The organism is Moorena bouillonii PNG (genome assembly GCF_001942495.1).
GTDB lineage: Bacteria > Cyanobacteriota > Cyanobacteriia > Cyanobacteriales > Coleofasciculaceae > Moorena > Moorena bouillonii.
This window is the reverse complement of record NZ_MKZS01000001.1, coordinates 186,503-209,454: the sequence shown is the minus strand read 5'-3', so window position 1 is coordinate 209,454 and position 22,952 is coordinate 186,503. Positions and strand designations below refer to the sequence as shown.

At 43.5% G+C, this 22,952-nt stretch carries 21 protein-coding genes; 13 read left to right on the top strand and 8 right to left on the bottom strand.

What is annotated here, in order from left to right; genetic code table 11:
• Positions 1–224 precede the first annotated feature (224 nt).
• On the top strand, positions 225–1,097 hold the full coding sequence (locus BJP37_RS00925) for a hypothetical protein (RefSeq protein WP_075895755.1): 873 nt from the start codon (positions 225–227) through the stop codon (positions 1,095–1,097).
• A 60-nt stretch (positions 1,098–1,157) separates the two neighbouring features.
• Here BJP37_RS00925 and BJP37_RS00920 read toward each other — a convergent pair whose 3' ends face one another.
• The 3 genes from BJP37_RS00920 to BJP37_RS00910 form a co-directional block, all read right to left on the bottom strand.
• On the bottom strand, positions 1,158–1,391 hold the full coding sequence (locus BJP37_RS00920; RefSeq protein WP_070390715.1) for a hypothetical protein: 234 nt from the start codon (positions 1,389–1,391) through the stop codon (positions 1,158–1,160).
• A 71-nt stretch (positions 1,392–1,462) separates the two neighbouring features.
• Positions 1,463–2,071, bottom strand: coding sequence for a hypothetical protein (locus tag BJP37_RS00915; RefSeq protein WP_075895753.1), 609 nt, complete (start codon positions 2,069–2,071; stop codon positions 1,463–1,465).
• Between the two features lie 161 nt (positions 2,072–2,232).
• Positions 2,233–2,763, bottom strand: coding sequence for a thylakoid membrane photosystem I accumulation factor (locus BJP37_RS00910; RefSeq protein ID WP_075895751.1), 531 nt, complete (start codon positions 2,761–2,763; stop codon positions 2,233–2,235).
• Positions 2,764–3,449: 686 nt separating this feature from the next.
• Between BJP37_RS00910 and rpmG the strand changes: the two genes are divergently transcribed.
• From rpmG to BJP37_RS43145, 5 genes are all read left to right on the top strand, one after another.
• The gene (rpmG, locus tag BJP37_RS00905; RefSeq protein ID WP_071986987.1) at positions 3,450–3,644 is read left to right on the top strand and encodes a 50S ribosomal protein L33; all 195 of its coding nucleotides are present in this window, start codon (positions 3,450–3,452) and stop codon (positions 3,642–3,644) included.
• A 124-nt stretch (positions 3,645–3,768) separates the two neighbouring features.
• The gene (gene rpsR, locus BJP37_RS00900; protein ID WP_008191262.1) at positions 3,769–3,984 is read left to right on the top strand and encodes a 30S ribosomal protein S18; all 216 of its coding nucleotides are present in this window, start codon (positions 3,769–3,771) and stop codon (positions 3,982–3,984) included.
• A 415-nt stretch (positions 3,985–4,399) separates the two neighbouring features.
• Complete coding sequence (locus tag BJP37_RS00895; protein WP_075895749.1) at positions 4,400–6,457, top strand: ribonuclease catalytic domain-containing protein; 2,058 nt, start codon at positions 4,400–4,402, stop codon at positions 6,455–6,457.
• A 161-nt stretch (positions 6,458–6,618) separates the two neighbouring features.
• The gene (locus BJP37_RS00890; RefSeq protein ID WP_075895747.1) at positions 6,619–8,193 is read left to right on the top strand and encodes an ammonium transporter; all 1,575 of its coding nucleotides are present in this window, start codon (positions 6,619–6,621) and stop codon (positions 8,191–8,193) included.
• A gap of 96 nt (positions 8,194–8,289) precedes the next feature.
• Positions 8,290–8,421, top strand: coding sequence for a hypothetical protein (locus BJP37_RS43145; protein ID WP_269086924.1), 132 nt, complete (start codon positions 8,290–8,292; stop codon positions 8,419–8,421).
• Here the strand turns inward: BJP37_RS43145 and BJP37_RS00885 are convergent, their stop codons facing one another.
• Positions 8,422–9,615 carry a hypothetical protein gene (locus BJP37_RS00885; RefSeq protein ID WP_075895745.1) on the bottom strand — a complete coding sequence of 398 codons (1,194 nt, stop codon included), beginning with the start codon at positions 9,613–9,615 and terminating at the stop codon, positions 8,422–8,424.
• 142 nt (positions 9,616–9,757) lie between these two features.
• A complete protein-coding gene (locus tag BJP37_RS00880) occupies positions 9,758–10,102 on the bottom strand; it encodes a hypothetical protein (protein ID WP_075895743.1) in 345 nt (114 codons plus the stop codon).
• A gap of 185 nt (positions 10,103–10,287) precedes the next feature.
• Here BJP37_RS00880 and BJP37_RS00875 point away from each other — a divergent pair, with 185 nt between their 5' ends.
• A complete protein-coding gene (locus BJP37_RS00875; protein ID WP_075895741.1) occupies positions 10,288–10,683 on the top strand; it encodes a hypothetical protein in 396 nt (131 codons plus the stop codon).
• Positions 10,684–10,904: 221 nt separating this feature from the next.
• Here the strand turns inward: BJP37_RS00875 and BJP37_RS00870 are convergent, their stop codons facing one another.
• Positions 10,905–11,099 (bottom strand): hypothetical protein, encoded by a 195-nt coding sequence (locus tag BJP37_RS00870; RefSeq protein WP_075895739.1) that lies wholly within the window; start codon positions 11,097–11,099, stop codon positions 10,905–10,907.
• A 642-nt stretch (positions 11,100–11,741) separates the two neighbouring features.
• On the opposite strand from BJP37_RS00870, the gene BJP37_RS00865 reads away from it, so the two are divergent.
• From BJP37_RS00865 to BJP37_RS00860, 3 genes are all read left to right on the top strand, one after another.
• Positions 11,742–12,074, top strand: coding sequence for an STAS domain-containing protein (locus BJP37_RS00865; RefSeq protein WP_075895737.1), 333 nt, complete (start codon positions 11,742–11,744; stop codon positions 12,072–12,074).
• A 76-nt stretch (positions 12,075–12,150) separates the two neighbouring features.
• Positions 12,151–12,318 carry a hypothetical protein gene (locus BJP37_RS38140; RefSeq protein WP_158069339.1) on the top strand — a complete coding sequence of 56 codons (168 nt, stop codon included), beginning with the start codon at positions 12,151–12,153 and terminating at the stop codon, positions 12,316–12,318.
• Positions 12,319–12,324: 6 nt separating this feature from the next.
• The gene (locus BJP37_RS00860; protein WP_075895735.1) at positions 12,325–15,231 is read left to right on the top strand and encodes a TIGR03960 family B12-binding radical SAM protein; all 2,907 of its coding nucleotides are present in this window, start codon (positions 12,325–12,327) and stop codon (positions 15,229–15,231) included.
• A gap of 76 nt (positions 15,232–15,307) precedes the next feature.
• Here BJP37_RS00860 and BJP37_RS00855 read toward each other — a convergent pair whose 3' ends face one another.
• Positions 15,308–18,010, bottom strand: a complete 2,703-nt coding sequence (locus BJP37_RS00855) for an NHLP bacteriocin export ABC transporter permease/ATPase subunit (RefSeq protein WP_438941522.1) — start codon at positions 18,008–18,010, stop codon at positions 15,308–15,310.
• Between the two features lie 463 nt (positions 18,011–18,473).
• Here BJP37_RS00855 and BJP37_RS00850 point away from each other — a divergent pair, with 463 nt between their 5' ends.
• Together BJP37_RS00850 and BJP37_RS34095 are read left to right on the top strand one after the other, a co-directional pair.
• Positions 18,474–18,668, top strand: coding sequence for a hypothetical protein (locus BJP37_RS00850; RefSeq protein ID WP_075895733.1), 195 nt, complete (start codon positions 18,474–18,476; stop codon positions 18,666–18,668).
• Positions 18,669–18,940: 272 nt separating this feature from the next.
• Complete coding sequence (locus BJP37_RS34095; RefSeq protein ID WP_081431021.1) at positions 18,941–20,071, top strand: TerB family tellurite resistance protein; 1,131 nt, start codon at positions 18,941–18,943, stop codon at positions 20,069–20,071.
• 35 nt (positions 20,072–20,106) lie between these two features.
• Here BJP37_RS34095 and BJP37_RS00835 read toward each other — a convergent pair whose 3' ends face one another.
• Positions 20,107–20,976 (bottom strand): pentapeptide repeat-containing protein, encoded by an 870-nt coding sequence (locus BJP37_RS00835; protein ID WP_075895731.1) that lies wholly within the window; start codon positions 20,974–20,976, stop codon positions 20,107–20,109.
• A gap of 505 nt (positions 20,977–21,481) precedes the next feature.
• Between BJP37_RS00835 and BJP37_RS00830 the strand changes: the two genes are divergently transcribed.
• Positions 21,482–22,939, top strand: coding sequence for a hypothetical protein (locus BJP37_RS00830; RefSeq protein WP_229415142.1), 1,458 nt, complete (start codon positions 21,482–21,484; stop codon positions 22,937–22,939).
• The last annotated feature ends 13 nt before the right edge of the window (positions 22,940–22,952 follow it).

The window sequence follows — 22,952 nt, the reverse complement described above, 5'->3', positions numbered from 1 at the left end:
TTTTCCCTGGCTTATTTTCTTTGTCTGCCTTCGGTAGCTTCATAGTGGAGGGTAATGGTAACTGACTGAGTCAAAGTGTAAGAAACCCCCTCCGTAATGCAGGGTCGGTAGGGCGAGTTGATCACTTTTGAACCTTTTACACCTAAAGTTAAGGAACTATAGTCTAGTTTCTTGGGGTTGCTCCTCTAACTAGAAACGCTAATTAGTAACTGAAAGACCAATCAATGTTGAAAAGGCAATTGAGTTTAGCAGGATGGCTTAAAAATCAACCACTAGGACTCTTGTTAGCAACTTTGATGTTGATAACATCTAGCCTATTTGCTGAGAAAGCCAAGGCTAATGAATCCTTCGTAGCCAGTCAATCATCGGTGATATTTTCCCAGCCTTTAAGGGACGCAACAGAAGCTATCAAACCTGATCTAACGGAACCATACGTTCAGAGTGACCCGCTCAACAGTCCTTATCCTATTCCTTGGAATTGGGTCTTGGAAACCCACGCTGAACTGGTTGCTAATCAGAGTTTTGGGTCTAGGTACTATCGCAGCCAATCACTAGTGTCTCCCGATGGCAAGTATGCTGCCTATAGTCGGATTCAACTACAAGCACAGCCGGAACTGTACCGCAGCCGCATCAGTAGTGTGATGTTTATAGAAAATTTGCAGACTGGAGATTTGCGCATCATAACTGCATCTTCTCCCTTAGCTAACCATATTAATGATGATAAATTAAGCGGCGCGATCGCTATTCTGATTCCGGTGTCTTGGACAGAGTCAAGCGATCGCCTTCTAGGGCGGCAATTTGAAGGTTTTTTTAATACCTCAGATGCTTCTGATTACGCAGTAATTTGGGATCGGAACCAAAATACTGTCACCACCTTGGCTCCTGAGCGCATTCATTATACTAACGCAATGTTGCTAGGCTGGAGTCAAGCTAATCCAGATCAAGTGCTATTTCAGGCTGGTGAGTTGGGCAATGAGTATTGGCCAATGTGGTCTGTTAAACCCAATGGTTACACTGCTCTTACCTTTGAGGATGAACCGATGGTTTATGGTGAATCAGTAGAACACATTTGGTCTGGTTCCCAGGCACGCTGGTAATCCCAAAGGATGAAGGATGAATTATTGATAATTCATCCTTCACACTTCATAGTTTACCAATTATCTTTGGTGTTGTGCTACCAATTTTTTTAGGTAAGAGTAAGCTTCTTCTGGTGAAAGAGTGAAGATTTGACCTTTGCATAGGATTTCGTACCTTCCTAAGTAATAACCATGTCCACCAATTAAACCCATCTTTGCGGCTTGATTGCCAAGCTTGGTTAATTCCTGTCGAATTGAATAGTCCAATTCTTCTATTGGTTGATCAATAACTTGATTAATAGTTTGTTCCTTCATGTTTGACCGCTCCTCGTTTATTTATAATACTGCTTTATGCACCCCATAACCCATCGACCTGGCGATAGCGGTCAACAAATTGGGCACTTGCCTGGATTAACTGCATGAATGTACTCACTTCCTGATGTCGGCCATCCCCGTTTATAGGATGCTTCTTCAGGTTTACCCCAACCTAGCTGCAATATAATTTCCCAAAAGTTGTAATTCTTATATTCATAGAGATTTGCCCATTCCGTTTTTTGGGCGACCTCTTTTACATCATTGGGCATAATTTTTTGATAGTCTTTACCAAAATTAATACTTAGGTATAAGTCCATACCTTGGATGCCTGTATACCAAAACTCTAAGAGGTCAGCTTTGGCAGCTTTAAGGATTTTCAGGTCACTCTCTAGGGCGGCTAACTGCTCGTCAATAGCAGGATAACGTAGAGTCTTTCCTTTCATAGTCAGTTCGCGCCAAATAATGCCTGAAACTTGGTGTTGCCGTTGGTAGCTGTGAACTGCGGCTTTAAAGTCGTTATAAGCACTGAACTTTTGAATTCCCTCCGGTTTCAGAAAGCGATCAATCACAGGGTTACCAGACACCGAAGCTGACAGATTAAGACGTTGCCCATTCATGCACGAACGACGTTCTTGAGCCAAAATTTCGATTAGCTCCTGTGTGCTGTAAACCTTGGACATCAGCACGGATGTTAACTGTACTTACAAATAGCTTAACCCGTAAACGTGACAAAAAAATAGGGTAAACGCCAATGGCAGTTCACTCATGACTAAAACAATTGTCTTCATGTTACGTTGTGGGAGTTTGATTGGATGGATGTCTCAGCACTAAGCCAATTAAATCACTCTGATGTTAACTGAGCATTAATATCATTGACAGTGCGCAGCTTTAACTCTACAGATTCTGAACGGGGTAGTAAGTTAAACACTTCCCGAAACACATCATCTATCTGTTCATAAGGAACTTGTCCAATTTCGTTGAGTACTACCTCTGCATTTTGGTCAATCAGTACTGTCTGGGGAATTAAATCTTGGTAGTAGTATCCCGCTTCTGTGGGTGTATAGGTAGCATCGGCTAACAAAGTGTCGATGTTGACTGGAATAAAACTCGCTGCCCTACCATAAGGCTCCTGTAACTTAGAGATAGTCACAGAATATAGCTTGCAATCCCTACTGTCATCTACGTAGAACACCAACAAAGCTGGCTTTTTCCTGCTCAAAGAATCTTCTAAGGTAATTCGTGGTGGGACTATAGAGCCATTACCAGCATACAGAGCAAAAATATTACCATCAAAGCTGTCATCATCGAAACTTGCTAATGCTGATGGTGTTCCCAGTAGATACCAGCAGCTCAGTAAGCCGACAAGAATCAATAGGCATTTGGAAACAAATCTGCGCCTTACAGAGCAACTATATGTAATAGTCCTGTATCGGAATCTTGCTAAACCTTCTATCATACCGAATTATTAGCCCTTATATCAAATCCGAGGTGAATCCAAGTCCAAGGGTTTCAAAAATCCCAACAATCACTATAGCAATTGTAATTCAGTTGTGAACCCTAGTGCAGGCATATTGGCTGCACTACCAGCATAACTAGACTGAGGCTGGTCAGCTCACTGCTTAGAACAGATCCTCTTAGCTTTCATCTGTTCGGTGATGCTTATCTTCCTGTTGGTCTGGCTAGTTACGGGAGTTATGGTATTATACACCAATCAGACTCAGAGTTTAGGGTAGTGGGGTGCGCGGTTATCTTGATTCTTGAGGTTAGATTCGTTACCCTTGCACCGGTTACTGACTCTAACAAAATGCTAGGGCATGGTTGGCTTCGCTGCACTAAAGCGCTTCGGATTGGCTTAAACATTGGTCTATCTAAAGGCAGATCAAGGATACTGCTGTGGGCTCCCCTTGTCACTGGATGGCGCTGCACGATGATGGTGCCAACCGTGAGGTTTTTCCCGAGACTTGAGCAATTTTGTATCTACTTGATAGACTGGGGCATCCCATGAGATAATAGTAAATTGTGTTTAATTGTAATATTTGAGTTCTTAGAAAAAAAACTATGGCAAGTAAGAAAGGTGTCCGAATCGTTATTACTCTAGAATGTACGGAATGTCGCAGTTACTCCAATAAGCGCTCGGCTGGTGTTTCCCGCTATACCACTAGGAAGAATCGCCGTAACACATCATCACGTCTGGAACTGAAGAAATTTTGCACCCATTGCAACAAGCACATGATTCACAAAGAAATCAAATAGATTTGGTCCTTGGTCATTTGTGAGTTGAATTTTTTAATGGAAAATGGACTATTGACAAAGAACAAATGACTATAATCATCAGTAACCAGTAACCCAAATAACCAATCACCAATCACAACCAATCATGACTTACTTTCGTAAACGTCTCTCTCCGATCAAACCCGATGAACCGATCGACTATAAAGATGTTGAGTTGCTGCGCAAGTTCATCACTGAACGGGGAAAAATCCTACCGCGCCGCATTACTAATCTAACGACTCAACAACAACGAAAGCTAACCACAGCCATTAAGCGAGCAAGGTTCTTGGCTTTGCTACCCTATATTAATAAAGAAGGTTAAGGTGAACAATCACGGTCTTCCTCTGGGATATTTCCCGTGTGAAGAATGAAATAAGGATGAAGGATGAAATGGGGTGATCGATGGCTGAGGCGCGGGATGCAGTGGCCTGACGGGGAGGTAGTTGATCATGGGGGAAACCCCAATGATCAACTGCCGTGATTTCCCCCACTCCCGCTCTGCATGGCTGACATGGTTAACTAAAAACTTGCGACCCAACCAGGAGTTACACTGACCACTGAGCCCTGACAACTTCAGACTTTCGGCGAAGCCGACGCTACGCGAACAGACTTCACACTTCAGACTTTAGACTTTAGACTTTAGACTTGACCCCCTCTGCTGAGTTGGGCATCTCAACAACACAGGATAGACTGGGGGGAGGTGGATTTGGTAAACGCTACCCGGGTTATGAGAACTGGTGGAAAAGGGAACACTAATCGAATTTCGCTTACAAGGAGAACGCCATCTCGCCGTTGTCGATCGTCCAGAAGGCAAGAACCACTTGATTGCTTTGGATCAACGGGGGAAACTGCACAAGCTCCATCCTCGACAAGTCACCTACGCAGTGGCCGATTCTACTTATGATCCATCAGAAATACCAGAGTTTCTCGCTCGAGTACAACCCTATCTAGACCCAGATAGCTTAGAATTAGCCTGGGAATTACTGGTGGAAGAAGGAGAGGCGGTTACCTGTGCTGACATGGCACAGTTATTATTTTCTGAGCAAAGTCCACCCCAGTGCTATGCTGCACACTGTATTCTCTTTGAAGACAAAATCTATTTTAAACAAAAAGCACAAACCTATGAACCCCGCTCCGCTAGCATGGTGGCTGAAATCAAGCATCAACTGGCAGCGGCTCAATCAAAGCACCAGGAACAAGAAGAATTTTTGAAGCGAGTACAGCAAAAGCTAGGGGGTGAGGAAGTAGAGTGGGTTGATAGCGATCGCACTCGCTTTGATGCTCTAGAACGGTTCGTTAGTGAACCAGATAAACCCTCTCGTGCAGTTCAGGAAACTCTGGAAGCAGTAAAACGCCATCAAAACCCAGAAAATGCCTTCAATTTGTTGGTAAATCTGGGTTTGTGGCATCCTCACCAAAAGTACTTGCTGCGTCATAAAATCCCAACTCAATTTCGTCGTGAGGTACTCGAATTGACCCAGCAATACCTGGCAAATCCTCCTACTGACCCAGATTCAGATCGCTTGGATTTAACTCATCTGAAACTCTACACCATAGATGATGAAAGTACCCAAGAAATAGATGATGGGTTGAGTATAGAAGATCTAGAGGATGGCACTCAGCGTCTGTGGATTCACATCGCTGACCCAACCCGCTTGGTAATGCCAGGGGATAACCTTGACCTAGAAGCAAGACGGCGTAGTACCACCATATATCTACCCACGGGCATGATTCCCATGTTCCCATCGGAACTGGCCACTGGTCCGATGAGTTTAGTTCAAGGTCAAGTCTGTGGGGCACTCAGTTTTGGGGTGATCTTGGATGAAGATGGTGCCATCTATGACTATCAGATTCACCCCAGCCTGATTAAACCTACCTATCGCCTGACTTATGAAGATGTAGATGAAATGTTGCAGTTAGGGGTACAGGCAGAAACAGAACTGTTTGCGATCGCTAACTCGGCTGTGCGTCGGCAAAAGTGGCGCAAGTCTCAGGGGGCGATTAGCATCCATATGCCAGAGTCGGTAATCAAGGTGGGAAATGATGACAAAATTACCATTGAGGTGTTAGAAGATTCACCATCACGGCAAATGGTGGCAGAAATGATGATTCTGGCAGGTGAAGTGGCTGGACGCTATGGTCAAGCGCACCAAATTCCGCTACCATTCCGAGGACAACCCCAGCCAGAACTTCCTTCCCAAGAAGAACTGCTGCTATTGCCAGCGGGTCCAGTGCGGTTCTGTGCCATGCGTCGGTGTATGCCTAGAAGTGAAATGAGCATTACCCCAACACGCCACGCTAGTTTGGCTTTGGAAACTTACACCCAGGTAACCTCTCCGATCCGCCGCTACACTGACTTAATGACTCATTTCCAGCTCAAAGCTCATCTACGGGGTGACCCCCTACCCTTTGAAGCTGAACATTTGCTCGAAACGATGCAGAGTGTAACCAGAACAGCTAAGGATGCTAGTGAAGTAGAACGTGATACCAACAAATATTGGGGATTGGAATATTTACGGCGTAACCCAGATCAGGTTTGGCAAGTATTAGTACTCAGTTGGTGGCGAGAAAACGAGAATAAGGGCAACATTCTCCTAGAAGAGTTAGGTCTAGAATTGCCCATGCGTTTCCAGCGTTCGGTTCAATTAGGCGATCGCTTACACGTTAAAGTCAGTCATGCTGATCCCCGTAAAGAAGTTATTCATTTTCAAGAACTAGCGAACTCAGAGGCTCAGCTTGCTTTTAACTCCAAGCTAGAAGATGGCTCAGCTTCTGCTGTGAACAGGTTAGCGTAAATCTCTGTCCTTTTATAAGGCTCGGATGTAAGCAGTTAATGATGTGACGAAACATCATATAGTGTTATTTAACAGTGTTATTTAATAGTGTTATGTAAGTATGTCAACCTACTTACCAGTTGGAAATTCACTTCTACTGTAAAACTGGAAAGCTTGCTTTGATGTCTCGACATAAGTACAAGAGATTAAAACACCAAATCACCTCGGTACCGAGCCGTTGGTACTTCTGCCTATCTTTGGCTATTACCATCCTGCTGGGATGGGTTGGTGTAGCAGCAGCACAAGATAGTAACACGAATAATTTCACTAACCTGTCTACTATCTGGTTGTTAGTTTCATCTTTTCTAGTCTTTTTTATGAATGCTGGCTTTGCCATGTTAGAAGCCGGGTTATGTAGACGAAGAAATGCGACTAATGTCTTGGCTAAAAATTTGATAGTTTTCTGTATATCAGCCTTAGCATTTTGGCTACTTGGCTTTGGCTTAATGTTTGGTGATGGCATCACTTACAGTTGTGTTCCAGGAGAAAATACTAGTTTAAGTTTAGTGGGTCAAAAGGGGTTATTTTTTAATCTTCCCTTTCCCCAATTTGGAAATCTGGGTTTTCCAGAATCAGGATTTAATTGTCTCAATCAAGATTGGTCTAATCACTCCTTTGCGGCTCTATTTTTATTTCAGTTAGTCTTTGCTGGAACTGCAGCCACTATTGTGTCAGGAGCTGTTGCTGAACGGGTTAAATTCTGGGCATTTCTGCTATTTAGTTTTTTCCTGGTTGGTTTTATCTATCCCCTAACGGGTCACTGGGTTTGGGGACACTATGGTTGGCTAGCCAAGGCGCTAAAATTTCAGGATTTTGCCGGTTCAACTGTAGTCCATAGTGTTGGTGGTATGGCTGGCTTGGTAGGGGCTTGGCTACTAAAGCCACGACAAGGTCGTTTTGGCTACAATTTAAGAACAGATAGATATGAAGGTCTCGAAACTGAAAAGTTCTCTTCCGATAATCTGGGTTTAGCCACCTTAGGCTGCTTAATTCTCTGGCTGGGCTGGTTTGGTTTTAATGGTGGCTCAGCAAAGGATCTCGATTATGTAGCCAATACCATCACAACTACCATGATGGCAGCAGCAGCTGGTGGAATATCCAGCGTATTTTTTAGTCCAATTATCCTGGGAAAACCCAGTCTAGCCTCAATTATCAATGGAATTTTAGGTGGTTTGGTGGGAATTACAGGTTCAGCTGCTTTTGTCGATATCAGAAGTGCATTTATAATTGGCTCAATCAGCGGTATTTTTGTCCTTTTAGGCGAATATTTTCTACAAGTTTGGAAAATTGATGACCCCGTTGGTTCGGTTCCTGTTCACCTTTTCTGTGGATTTTGGGGAACGATTGCCTTAGGAATCTTTAGTAGCAATAGTTCTCTGTTGTACTCAGAACTTGATGTATATGACGATCCATTATTACAAGTGTTGTGTCAGTTCTTAGGCTGGCTGATTATTATCATTGTAACAGCTCTCTTGAGTTTAGTAGGTTGGCTATTAGTTAGCCTAATTTTATATTATGCAAGCCAGATCAATGAGCGGATTAGTGGCAAACAACGCCATAGACAACAATTCCGTCAAACCCAATATTTTCAATTAGGAGAATTTATCTTAACTATTTTTGAAATTTCTCGTCGAGGGATAAGAGTATCTTTGGAAGAAGAAATCAGTGGTAGCGATGGAGTTTTTTATAATCCTTAAAATCTGGATTATCAGTTCAGTAAGTAAATAGCTAAGTCTTAAAAAGTAGGAAATAAAAAAATCTATAATCTTAACTTCTATTAATTAGTTAGTTAAATGCTTGCTAAAAATCCATACATTTCCTATTCCCTGTTCCCTGTTCCCTGTTCCCTATTCCCTGTTCCCTGTTCCCTGTTCCCTGTTCCCTGTTCCCTGTTCCCTGTTCCCTGTTTTCAATTTAACAATTGATTAGCCCAAATATTTAGAAGCGGGACAATCATATTTTATTAGATAGTTTTTCAACCAATTAGCATAATTCTCATTATTCCGACCCCATCGACGGAAAAAACGTGGAAGAGATTTTTGTCTAAACTGGTAGTAACGCTGTGATACTTGACAAAGATTTATAGTAGCTTGCTTGAATTCACCTTGACTAGCGAGCTCTTCTATAGCATAGGAAAACTGCAATTGATCTAACATTGACTGACATAGCTTAGGAAAAGCACTATTTTGACTCTTTATCTTTCTAAGTTGCTCTATTTGTTCTTTTCTGTTAGTAAATTGACGTCTGCATATGTCCTCAGAAGCAAGGTTTTTTAGTTGATCGTCTGCTCTTCTAGAACTAGTACACTGAAATACACCAAAGGTAATGACTAGAAACAAGGCGATCAAGCCACCCCAAAAACTAATGGGTGATGGGATTCTGCTAGCTGATGGGGTAGACAAGGTTGTGGCTTGGTCTGGCTCTAAAGGTACTACAGTTAATCGGTTGGGATTGTCAGTTGTTAGATCTCGGTGTTTGGAATCGTCAGTTGTTGGAGCTCGGTGTTTGGGCTCGTCAGTTGTTAGATCTTGGTCTTGAGTAACTGGGGTGATTGGTAGGTTAGGAAAAGCGATAGCGATGGCTTCATCAGTAGCGTCTGTGGTCAGCTCAGATGCCAGCCAAAAGTCTGTACTGGTCAACTGTGCTAACTCTTGAGCTACCCAGCTGTGATTAAAAACAGCCTCATAAATACGGTTAGAAACTTTGAGATTTCCCCCCTGGTTAATCACCACACCGGAGTTGAGCAACACTTTTTGTTCCCAACTGTCATTTGCCATCATGACTCCCTGCAAAATTTTCTGATACAGGCGCAGGAATTGTTCTTCGAGCAAGAAACTACGAATATCTTGCAGAAGTTCAGCGGCTTCCTGAGTTTCCCAATTTTCAACGAAGTGAGTTTTGACGAGTTCTTCGACTTTGAGAGCTTCCTCACCAACAGGGATGGGAGATTTAGAGTCAAGGATAACTTGACAAAGCTTCTGGGTCAAAAAAGGCTGAGAGCCAGTCCATGCCAGTACCTCGTCTAACACAACATCAGGGTTGCTCAGATGCTCAGCCAATGCGGGTTTAAATGGTTCGAGGATTTTAGCCACCTCAGGTTTATCCTGCTCAGACGTCATTTAATTCCTTGTGTATTCCAGACTATTTTTCCTTCAAACATATTTTGTGATAGTCTTAAATTTTCGATCAAGATTAACAAGGAATTTCTATGACCTATAAGCCAGGTTATGGGTAAGATATGGGGTGTAAACTACATGTCCACTACATGTCCATTACATCCAACCCCTCTGATGGCATAACCTTTCCCCCATAGGACTTAACTACATCTTCAAACAAGGGCATATCATCCTGTGGGATTCCCACTACTACTACCATTTGGGCATATTCCTCTGCTCCTTCTTCCTTGTATTCTATTTGCTCGAAGGGCAGGTCTGTTGTCCAATCGTCTGAATTGCTATTAATCATAGGGACGTTGGGCAACAGTTCTTCAACTGGGATAGCGCGAGGTTTAAAAGGCAGATCGACGCAAAATCGAGGCAGTGCCTGATGAGAAAAATTAACGAAATCCACGGGATTGGTAAAAACGACCGATACTTGGACTTTCATAATCTATGCTATGGTATTCAATCTATTGAGACTAAGTTGAATTAATACATGATAGCAAAGATGAGCAGTGATACAGCCTCTGAAATGCAGTAATCCCAAATCTGGGTCTAATAGCACCGTTAACCAAACTGGTAATATGAACAGTATATTATATCGCAATGACTCAATTTAGGAATTGATGCCTGGTGAATAAAGACGTATCAAGGGGTTTGGTTTACGAGTTCCAGCCTCATCAGATTATTTGCTTAGAGCATGACAATACTCGTTTATACGCTGAAGTTATCGAATTTGTGTCATCGCGACAAATGTGTTGGGTGCGTTCTATGATATTGGTCACCTTGCATAGTCAAGAGCCTGTGCCAGTGAAACCCCCTGAACAGCTTACTCTTTACGACCTACGCTCTGGACCGGATTTACTTTGGCCAGCGAGTTTATTACGACTAGCCTTAGACACTGAAGTAATTCCCCTCTTGGTTCGGTTAGATGACCCTGATGTCAATGTAGAAAGTGACCCTGATGCTCGCCAGCAACTAAGTTATTTTATCTGTGCAGTTTGGCAAGCTTATCCAGACAAGTTTTAAGTTTTGTTAATGGTTAATCGGTCATAGGACTTTGCCAACTCCATGGTGATCTGATCACGACTTAAGCAGTAGCAAGTCAGAATCCTTAGGAGAGTAAACTAAAGTTGTAGCGGTTTTGCCATATGTAGCTGTCAGAGCTTGCCCCAACCCTAAAAGTTATGCCTAGTCATGGACTAGTTACCAAGCCTGTGATCTGGTCTAGCCTTAGTTTATAACCACTTCTAGTAACTCGGAACGAGCTGTACACGACCAGCATCCATCTCGGACATTAATAATTCCAGTGCTTCGTAATCCACATCAGAGATGTAACCGGTTTGAGTTAGTTCGTAGTTAATTGCATTTTCTATATCAGGAGTCAATTTCCTAATATATAGGGCTTTTTCTACTAGTTGACGAATAACAAATGTAGTTTTCACTATGACTTACCCACAATTCCATATAAATTTATTGTCTTCTGAAACTACTAACCACTCTAGTGATTTTTATCTTATTGGTATGTGATCTAAATCACTGATGAGGTGGATTTGTCCTCTCTGACATACATATTATAAGCCTTTTTGACTTAACTCAGAAAGCTTAACCTGAACCTAAGAAGCTATGCCGTTTCAAGGCTTAGAGGTATTAAAGTTTAGGCAGTTATAAGCAAATACTGCTTAGTACTACTTGCCTCTACACCCTAGTTAACGTTATACTTACCTAAAGCTAAACATTTGGCTCAAGCCTATAAAAAAAAGTATTATATTTTTAGGTCAGGGCAGCTCTATTGATTTAACGTAACAAAAATTATTAAAATTTAATCCCTACTTATAGGTATGAACTGAGCCATGCTCATAGCAACTTAGACCATCGGAAATGAAAAATAAATTACTTAACTTTAAAGAAAGTAATATATGATACATTGTGATGGTAAGTTTTATGAAGATTTTAAAAACCATTAGCCATCTGTAAAGATTCGGCAAAGTATCTCAGAAGTGGTATGGAATTAGCAAAATTCCATACTATCTTCTATATATTCTCTAAAAAATTTTATTGGATTTGACCCAGTGAGGAGTCTACTCATGACACAGGCGACCCTAAGTGCAAAATTACGAATTATTCAACCTTCCGGTCATATTAACGCCTCCAATGCAGTTGAGTTTAAAAGTCAGTTGACAGAAGCTGTGGTGGCTGGTGAGGATTCGGCTTTGTTGGTTGATATGCATCAGTTAGAGTCACTCGACAGTGCTGGCTTAATGGCCTTAATTCATGGTCTGAAGTTAGCAAGACGTCTAGAGAGGCCCTTTGGTCTTTGCTCAGTAGCTCCTTCAATTCGCATTATGCTGGAGCTAACTAAATTAGATGGGGTATTTGAGATTTTTGACAGCCATGATGCTTTTGCTACAGCCCTGTAGGGGGTTGGAGTAGGTTGGGAAGCTAACTCAATGGCTATGAGTGCAGCAAAATCCGAGGAAATCCAAGGAAGATTAAGTGCTGAAACCGATGACGATGGGAGGAGATAGGGAAATACTAGTCAAGAAATATGGTGGTTCTCTACTCCCTCACTTCATCACCTTCACCCTCCCTATCTTTACCCTGAGTACTGATAAAATGAATGGTGGATTAGGGCTAACTGCATTGAAAGCAGTAATAAAGTAAGTTTCTATGGCAATCACTGTAGAGGAAATATTAACACCAGACATCAACAGACCTGCCCGTTACTTAGGTAACGAGTTGGGAGCAGTCCATAAACCTTGGGAAAAAGCTGAGGTACGCTGGGTATTGACTTATCCAGAAGTCTATGAAGTGGGCGCTTCTAACTTAGGCCATATCATCCTCTACAATATATTGAATTCTCAACCTAGGCAATTATGCGATCGCGCCTATCTACCCGCCCCAGACTTGGCAGCTAAATTGCGTTCCACTCAAACCCCTCTGTTTGCTGTCGAGAATCGGCGACCTCTGAAAGATTTTGATATTATTGGCTTTAGCCTTAGCTATGAATTAGGGGCAACCAACATCTTGGAAATGTTGGATTTGGCAGAAATTCCCCTGACCTGGAAAGACCGTGCTGAGTTTGATATATCGGAAATCCCCCTAATTTTTGCAGGTGGACAAACGGCGACATCGAATCCTGAACCCTATGCAGATTTCTTAGATTTTGTTGATCTTGGCGATGGGGAAGAATTGTTGCCAGAGATTGGCTTAGTAATCGAAGAAGGCAAAGCAGCTGGCTTAAGTCGAGAAGCATTACTCCTGGATTTGGCTCAGATACCAGGGGTGTATGTCCCCCAATTCTATGATATGACTGAGGATGGCTCAGTTAAACCCAACCGCCCTGATGTGCCGAAGCGGATTTTGCGGCGTGTGGCTACACCGATGCCTGCCTATGCTATTGGACTAGTACCCTATATCCAAACGGTTCATGACCGACTCAAGATCGAAGTGCGACGGGGCTGTACTCGGGGTTGTCGCTTCTGCCAACCTGGGATGCTGACTCGACCAGCGCGGGATGTGGAACCGGAAAAAGTGGTGGAAGCTATTGAACAAGGCATGCGTGCTACAGGGTATAACGAGTTTTCCCTTTTATCCCTGAGTTGTTCGGATTATCTGGCTCTACCAGCGGTGGGGATGGAAATCAAAAATCGTCTTAAGGATCAGAATATTTCCCTGTCTCTACCTAGTCAGCGGGTAGACCGCTTTGATGAAAATATTGCCAATATCCTAGGGGGAAATCGGCAGAGTGGCTTGACCTTTGCCCCAGAAGCAGGAACTCAGCGGATGCGGGATATTATTAATAAGGGACTGACTAACGAAGAACTGCTCAGGGGAGTAAAGACGGCATTTGACCAAGGCTGGGAGAAAGTCAAGCTCTATTTTATGATTGGTTTGCCCGGTGAAACGGATGTGGATGTGTTGGGGATCGCAGAAACGGTGCGTTGGTTGCAGCAGGAGTGCCGTGCCAAAGGCAGAAAAACCCTTAAGTTTAACATAACTGTTTCTAATTTTACCCCAAAACCTCACACCCCATTCCAGTGGCATTCCGTATCGACTTCGGAGTTTAAACGCAAGCAGGAATTGCTCAAACAAGTATTTGCTCAGATCAGGGGGGTGAAGGTTAATTACACCGATGTTCGGATTTCGGCCATGGAAGATTTCGTGGGACGGGGTGACAGACGCTTAAGTGCGGTGGTGCGCCGTGCTTGGGAATTGGGGGCAGGGATGGACTCCTGGATGGAAAGCTTGGATCGGGCATTTGCTGCTTGGGAAAATGCGATCGCTTCATCAGGTCTGACCTGGAAATATCGCCAAGTAGAAAATGGCGAATGGAACGTGATGGCTGGTCTAGAAGAGTTGCAAGTTGGAAGGTTGAAGGTTGAAAGTTCAGAGCAACCAGCTAACCTTGGCCTTTCGGCCACGCTACGCGAACAACCAAATAACCTTGGCCTTTCGGCCACGCTACGCGAACAACCAAATAACCTACCCTACGGGAACGCCAAAGGCGAACAACGGTCTAACCTTCAACGGTCTAACCTTCAACGGTCTAACCTTCAACGGTCTAACCTTGGCCTTTCGGCCACGCTACGCGAACAACCAACTAACCTTGGCCTTTCGGCCACGCTACGCGAACAACCTTCAACCCTTGATGCCCTTGATGCTCCCTTGCCTTGGGATCATATTGATACGGGAATTGATAAGAATTGGCTCAAGGAAGATTTACAACGGGCGTTAGATGCAGCAACAGTACCGGATTGTTCCTTTGATGGGTGTTCTCACTGTGGTGTGTGTGGGATTGATTTTGGTCATAATGTGGTGATTGACCCGCCGCAGATTCCCCAATTTGCTGGTCACTTTAAACCCAATACTAATAAGGATCAGCGGCTGCGGGTTTGGTTTGGAAAGTTGGGGGATATGACCTTGTTGGGTCATCTGGATTTGGCAAGTCTGTTTGAGAGAGCAGTAAGACGGGCGTCACTACCAATTCGCTATAGTGGGGGGTTTCGGGCTAATGCTCGGATTATGATTGCTAATGCATTGCCCTTGGGAGCGTCTAGTAGTGGGGAGATTGTGGAGTTTGAGTTAACTCAGAAAATGCCAGTTGAAGAGTTTAGGGAAAGGCTGGTGTCTGAGTTGCCTGAAGAGATTCCGGTGTATGGGGTTGAAGCAGTGGATTTGAAGGAACCTGCTGGAACTCAGCTGTTGGAAAAGGCTGAGTATTTGATTCAAGTTGAGGTAATGTCATCGGTGTCTTGGGAAGACTGGCAGGGTTGGATTGAAGCAATTAAGGGTAGTAAGGAAATTTGGTGGGAGCGGTTTACGAAGTCGGGTAAGAAGCAGTGGGTGAATTTATGCGATCGCTTATTTGAGTTCGAGGTGATGGAACCCCAAAAACCCAAAGATGGTGAAGAGGAGGTTGCGGAGTCTGGGGTGGTTTTGCGGTATGTCGGGAGTTGTTTGAATGATGGCACCATGTTGCGACCAGAGCATATTATTTATATGTTGGACCAGGTGGCGCAGCAGGAGTTTCGTTTGTTGCATGTTCATCGGCAACGGTTGATTCTGCGCAATTGAGACATTTGGTGTTGGTGAATTCAGGTATGATTTGTCCCAAAAGCGATGATAGTTCATGGGTTAATCATTGATCCTTCTAAGCCATTTGTCGAGCCATCAAATTCGCAAATAACCCTTCCTCATTAACCAGTTCCTCAAAGGTTCCCTGTTGTACCACTCTCCCAGCCTCCAGCACATAAATACGGTCTGCTTTGCGGATAGTGCTGAGGCGGTGGGCAATTACGATCCGAGTCACTTGCAATTCGTCAATACTTTGACTAACAATGCTTTGGGTGCGGTTATCTAAAGCACTGGTAGCTTCATCGAATATCAATAGTCTTGGTTTTAAGACTAGGGCACGGGCAATTAATAGCCGTTGTCGCTGTCCACCAGAAAGATTGGTACCGCCTTCAGAAATAACGGTGTGCATCCCCATGGGCATGGCTTCAATATCATCAGCAAACCCTGCCATTTTTGCAGCTTCCCAGGCTTCATCCATGGTAACTAAAGCACCACTGGCAATGTTATCGAACATAGAAGCACTATTAATTCGACCGTTTTGTAGCACTACTCCTAGTTGCCGACGCACAGCTGAGATATCTAGTCCAGATAAGTCTTGACCATCGTAGTAAATGGTGCCATTTTCAGAGGTTTCAAACCCCAACAGTAATCGGATAATCGTGGATTTGCCACTACCAGATGGACCGACTAAAGCAATAAATTCTCCAGGGTTTGCCTGAATAGTAATATTATCTAAAATCAAAGGACCATCCTGTCGGTAGCGGAAGCTGACATGATCTAATTTAATTTGCCCCGAAAGCCGTCCTGGATCTGCTTTGCTTAAGTCTAGTTCCGGTGTAGCTTCCAAAATCGGTTGAGTTCGTTCCCATAAAATGCCTATTTCTAAAATATTAATTAGGGTATTGCTTAAATCAGTTGCGCCAGTGATAAAGGTTCCAAAAGCAGTATTAAAGGCTAGGAATGTACCAGTAGATAAACCTTGCCCAGATTCGGATTTGGTAATGGATTGAACAGCCACGGCGAAGATAATCATTTGGCTGAGGGTAGGGAGTATGGTATTGAATACGTTCAGTAAGTCTTCAATGAACTGCGTACTCAGCACCAGCTTAATTTGCTGAGTATAGTATTTAGCCCAGTAGGCAAATGCCCGATTTTCTGCCCCTGCTACCCGGAGTTTAGAAACACCAACAATTAGTTGCACCGTTAGTCCAAAGATTTCTCCTGCTAGCTTTTGCAAGGGTCTTAGCTTGCGCCGGGTTAAAATACCAGAGGTAGTGGTCACAATCATCGCAGTTAATGCCACTCCCAACGGGACTAAGGCTAATTGGGCATCGTAGATGAACAGCAAACCCAAATTTAAGAGAGAGAAAAAACTGGTGAATAGGGTTTGCATCACTGTGCCACTGAGTCGGTTACGGATTTCAGAAATTGCTGAAACCCGGGATATTAGGTCTCCGGTGGAATATTGCTGAAAAAAAGAAATTCTTAGGTTTAATAATCGGTCCCAAACAGCGGCTTGGCTGGTAGCTTCGCTAATCGTTTGTAATCTCAAGGTGGCAAGCCCTTGAGCCAGTTGAAAGATGGCACTGCCAAAGCTAGCTGCTAACAGTCCTAACCCTACTTGTCCTAATAATCCCCGGTCAGCATCGGGAATAGCATTGTCAATCAGAATGGCAGTGGCTTGGGGAGTGACCATTCCCAAAACAGCAGCGGCAACTCCCGTCAACATCAAGGTGATTAACTCTTTGCTACGACCTCTAAAAGTAAACTGGAGTAAGTCTAAGGCTTTAATTGCTTGATCGGGGAATGACCGATAAAACATATAAGCCATGGGAGCAACGAAACTAGCATTATTGGCATTGACTGGGACACGCTTTCCCGATTCTGGGTCTAGTACCTCATACTGACCCACCCCCATTGGTAGCAGTGCTACAGGTCGATTATCCTCTCGGGTGTAGGCTAATAGAGGCCCATTGTCCTTCTTCCACCAGTAGTCACGTAGAATCACTCGCCGGATCCGAATGCGGGAAGCGCGAGCGATCGCTTCTATGGGTTCTCGGACTCGATTGAGGTCTTCTGACTGGGCGGGGGGGTTAATTTGAATCCCCATCGCCCGTCCTACAGCACCAGCGGCAATTAACAGGGGGGTTCCCTGTTGAAAACTCTCTTTTAACTGGGGCTTGATCACAGATGCTAGTTCTGCAATCGCTTCCGTAGTAACTTGATGATTGAGGCGTTCCCGTTCTTGGAACTGAGTCAGTTTTTGAGCTGATTCTGTTTGTTCGAGTTTAGCTAGGTAGTGGTAGAGGTTACTGTATAGCTGATCCAGATGGGACTGTAGGGACTCCCAACTGTAAACTGCTGAGGTATCCAATACTGTAGACGGAGTAACCACACCAGGGAAGATGGAAAATCCCTCAATCCATTTCTCGGTCAACTTAATGATGTCTTGGGAAATCAGCGTGGCTGTTTTACCATTACTATTCCCTTTTAGTTCTATGTCTGTAGTGGTTAACTGACAAACTGTTGCTTCTTCAATTGCCACAGCAAGCATGGTGTAGGGCTTGTCTTGGGCATTCGCCCCCATCCCAAACAAAGCCTCACCCACTCCCAGGCTGAATAGATAACGGCGTCGCCCCTCTAGAACACCATCGTTACGCTCAACGGCAAATATAGCAATAGAACCGGACTTAATCAGCCAAAGCTTCTTTAGCTCATCCAACAGTAGGGGACGATTCCCTTTCACTACCAATTGAGGATTACCGGTTACAGAATCCACGAATCTCTCTTCTATTGATGGGATCCCATGACCAAGGGGTAAATCTAAGCCAAAGGATGCGATCGCACTAGTCAAAGGATGCGATCGCACTCACCGAGTCTAACACTATTAGCCTAAGACCTAACACCCAAAACCTAACACCTATCAAGGGTGATATCTAATTGCCAAAAGCGAGCATAAAAATACGATAGAGATAAAAAGGAGTAGTGGGATTGAGCTACGGAAAAAAGCACAAATAGAAGCCAAAGGTGGGAAAGTTGGTACAGTAATAGGACTTACGCAAATACCTCAATTTAACGCTACCTGTAGGGTGGTAAAAACCTTCCCCACCCTACCCATGGAGTCTGTGCGTAAGTCCTGAGTAATCTAATTTTTAGACTTAACCCCAGAATAAGCGACATTAATAGAAATCCAATTAGCCCTCTCTCGCCATCTCTTGGAGAAGCAAAAAAAGCTTAACAGGATGTCTTTATGGGCAGAAAAGATTCATGGAATCCAGCGGTTGATTGCCCTGAAAAGAAGCAATAGCTCTGTATCTATTGAGCTATTGACCCAAGCAATATTGTCTGATGGTGTAACACCAACTGAGATTGGACAACTTATTTCTAGTGATAGGGGAATATTGATCAATATGGGCATAAAAGTCATGGAGGGATGATCCATGGGATCCCTTCTTTACTCCCTGAAGCTTGGTTGCGTTCGCTAGCCAACGCCCTTCGGGCTAATCGCATTACTACCGTCTCAACGTCTTCGTGATCCCATGACTATTTGCTAAACCAACGTGATCAAGATGCGATCGCATTACAAAAGCCTTAAGCCAACTTAGAATGGGTGATTGCATAACCATTAGCTTAACCAAGTTACCTTGAGATGTGATTCCACTCACTCATATCAAAACCTAATACCTAAAACCTAATAGCTAACTAAAAAATGACTATTGAACTTTTGTCCCACCTAACCGGACGAAACCTCACTCAAGACAATATAACACCGCCTGTGAGGTTTTTAGCTGCCCTAGTAACCCTTGGGATGGGAGTCATGTATGCTGATGGCGTTGTACAGGACGAAGAAAAGCAGCTACTAGAGAAAACCATTGAGCGATTAGTACCCCCCCAGAGGGATGTCCGTCAATTGGTGCAGCGTTTGCTTTGTGGACTAGAGAAGAATCCGGTTTATCAAAATCCTCAGCAGTGGTTGAAGCTAACTACTTCCCTGTCTGAGTCAGAGCGAATTTTGCTCCTTAACTTTTGCTATGCCATGTCAGCGGTGGATGGGACGATTGACCCCAATGAAAGCCAGTATTTACAGCTAGCCTCAAATTCCCTAGGCATTGATTCCCGCTACCCAGTGCTGATGGAAGCTTGGTTCAAGGGTGAGGAATTTCCAGATCAGTCGGTTTGGAAAGAGTTGCAATCAAAGCTGCAACCAGAAAAGTTTGAGGCTTTAGGTATTCGACTGGTAAATCAGCAAGTTGTTGAATACTTGTCTCGTCTGGTGGGAAGGCAACTCAGTGTACTAGATATTACACCAACCATGATTTTTGTGGTAGCCTTGGTCACTATTTCTTTGGAAGTAATGTTGGCGGATGGTCAAGTGGTAGAAGAAGAAACACAGCTGCTGGCAAAAACTATTGACCGCTTAACGCCTCCCGAGGAGGATGATTTGCGTCAATTGGGGCCGTTCTTAATCGGACTTCTGCTTAGGCAAGTTAAGCGGAACCCTACTGCGTCTAATTGCCCCGAATGGTTAACTTTGACTAAGCCTCTAAGCGATGCTGAGAAGCTACTCCTGTTGTGCTTTGCTTATGATATGTCAGCGGCGGATGGGGAAATTGACCCTACTGAGCAGGACTATTTACACATAGTGGCTAAGCATCTGGGGATTGATGTTAGGTATACAGCAGTCCTGGAGGCAGGATTTAGGGATGAAGATATTCAGGATGAACAGGCTTGGGAGGAGTTGCGCTCCCAGCTCCATCCGGATCAGTTTCAGTATCTGGATATGGTATTTGTAGATGCGGCTAGATATATCCTCGATTGCCTGGAAGTATGTAGCTTGTGATGGAAAACTCCTGATGGTTGAAGGTATTGATCTAGCTAACAATTATTATTTCTAATCCTGCCATTAGGCATAATAGTGTTACAGAAAATAGCATCATTTAAGTCAGCCTTAGCTAATTTAGCCTTTTTAAGATTAGCATGGCTCAAATTAGCCTCACTCAAATCAGCATCATGAAAGTCAACACCTTCTAAATTGGCATAACTTAGGTTGGCGGCTCTCAAGTCACTATTATACAGTCTTGCACCACTCAAATTAGCATGACTAAGGTTAGCGCCAGACATTTCTTCATAACCTAGGTTAATATTTTTCAAGTCCAAACCGCTTAAGTCAGCCTCTGCACAAATAAAGATCGCTCCTGCTTTTGATGGGTTAAATCCAGTCGGAAACTCAGTGCATGATGTATAGATAGCTTTGGTAAAATTTATACTATTAAGGTCAGCTTTTTTCCAGCCATCAACCCCTAGCATACGGGAATAACTGAAGTTAGCATTGCTCAGGTCAGAATCACCTAGGTAAACCTCACATAAGGTAGCATAACTGAAATTTACATCCCTGAGCTTACTACCAGCCATATAGATTACAGATAAATCAGCATAACTGAGATCAGTACCACTAAAGTCGCAGTTTTCCAAGTTTGATTCAGACGCTACTAGATGACTCAAGTTAGCCTTAGTGAGGTTGGAATTTTCGATAGTGGTTTCATATAGGTAAGCATTCCTCAAGTTAGCATGACTTAGATCCACATCATCCCAAGTGGCTTCTTCTAAATCAGCATTACTCAAGTCAGCATAATTTAGACAAACACCCTTGAGGTTAGTACTTTTAAAGTTAGCCTTTTTAAAATTAATACCAGAAAAATCTCTTTCACCGGCTTCGTAGCGTTTTAGGAATTCATCACGATTCATAGTATGCCCCTTATTTGTTTAATCTTAGATAGTAATCATCCTGATTATATCGTAAAAAAAAATTATTAGTATTTTCATGGGTTGGGTTAATGATTAATGGTTAATAGTTGTTAGTACTTAATGGTATCAAGCCTAATCTAAGGGTGCCTAATCCTTAATTCTTAATCCCTCATCCCTGATCCTTTATCCTTAATGTGCCGATCAGCAGATGAAATTGCTCCCAACTCCATAAACTTGACGTAGTCATAACGAGTTTTGGTTATTTTAGCAGAACATAAAAATAAAGGTTAGGTTAGTTTTATAGGGAGTTCATTTGCTGTCAGGTTACAAAATAGTTGATTGTTGATTAGGCTTTAGGGATAAACCATGAACTATAGTAATCCTACATGAATCGTGAAATTTCCTGATCCGAAGTTACCTTGTAAAAAAATTCTGCTTTAATTGTGTCTGACTACTTACGACCTATAAAGGCAACTTAATAATCCAGTTCGATTAGACCAAGACTATGACTACAACTGAGCGTAAAACAGATAAGAAAATGGAAGGGCCTAGGACAACTAGTGAAGTGATTCGCATCAAGCCCCAACAGTTTATTCATGTGCTAGACAACAACACCGGTGTTACCCGACTGGAGGTTGGTCCTCAAACCATTACTCTTCGGGATCACGAGCGGCTGATCTTAAAACCTGAACCGATGATTATTGTGCCGCCTCGGTATTATTGTGTGGTTGCTAATCCGTTACTCCGGGATGAAGACGGTCAACCCATTGCTGATCAACATGGTCAAATTCGACTGCGCTACGGTGATCTGGAAATTCGCTTCGCGCAAGATCCGTTTCCCCTTTATCCAAACGAGAAACTGGTAGGGGATGTCACGCAACTGGCAGTAGTCGAGACCAATCAAGCACTGCGTCTGAGAGCAATTAGGGATTTTACCGATACGGTTACGAGAATAGTTGATGGAGAAACCCAGACTGAAACAATTAACCGTTTAGCAGGTGATGAATGGCTGTTTGAAGGACCTGGAACTTATATTCCCCGGGTGGAGGTGGAAGTAGTTGAGACAGTAACAGCTGAGGTGATTAAACCTAACCAAGCCTTACACCTGTTAGCACGGCAGAATTGCACCGATCGTCAAAGGAATAGACGTAGAGCAGGTGAAGAATGGCTGGTTAGAGAAGAAGGAGCCTATTTACCTGGTGTGGATGAAGAAGTAATTGGCATTATTAATGCTTACATTTTGACAGAACAAAAAGCATTACATCTGAAAGCTAAACGCACCTTTACTGATATTTTTGGTCGTCAGCGTAAAGCTGGAGATGAATGGTTGGTCACCTTTGAAGATGCAGAAATTCATATTCCCGATGTTTATGAAGATGTAGTGGGAGAAGTCACGATTACTACCCTGAGCGATCACGAATGGTGTATTGTGGTTGACCCCATTGATGAGTCTGGTAAACCTCAGCTGGGTATGCGAGAGGTTCGCCAGGGGAGAACATCATTTTTCTTGCATCCCGGTGAGTCCTTGGAGAATGGTATCCAAAACATCTATGTTCTCAGTGAGCTCGAAGCACTATTGCTTCGATCCAAAGAAGCGTTTAATGAGGGGGAAGGTGACCAGGTCATTACTCATCAACCAGGGGATTTGTGGATGATTGCTGGGCCACAAGATTATATTCCCCCTGTGGAAGTGGAAGTGGTTGAGAAGCGTCAAGCAATTCCCCTCGATAAGAATGAAGGTATCTATGTGCGTAACATTCAGACTGGTGAACTCAAGCTGGTCGGTGGTCCTCAGGCTTATATGCTCACTCCCTATGAGAAGCTTTGGCAAAAAGAACTGCCATCGGTAGTTGAGGAACTGTTGATGCAAAAAATAGACCCATTGTCTGGGCGTGGTCAGCATTCTCTAGCTGGGGGCGATCAGGAAAATCTAGGAGCATCATTTCCAGGCAGTTCCTGGTAGGCTCTGGCAGAAC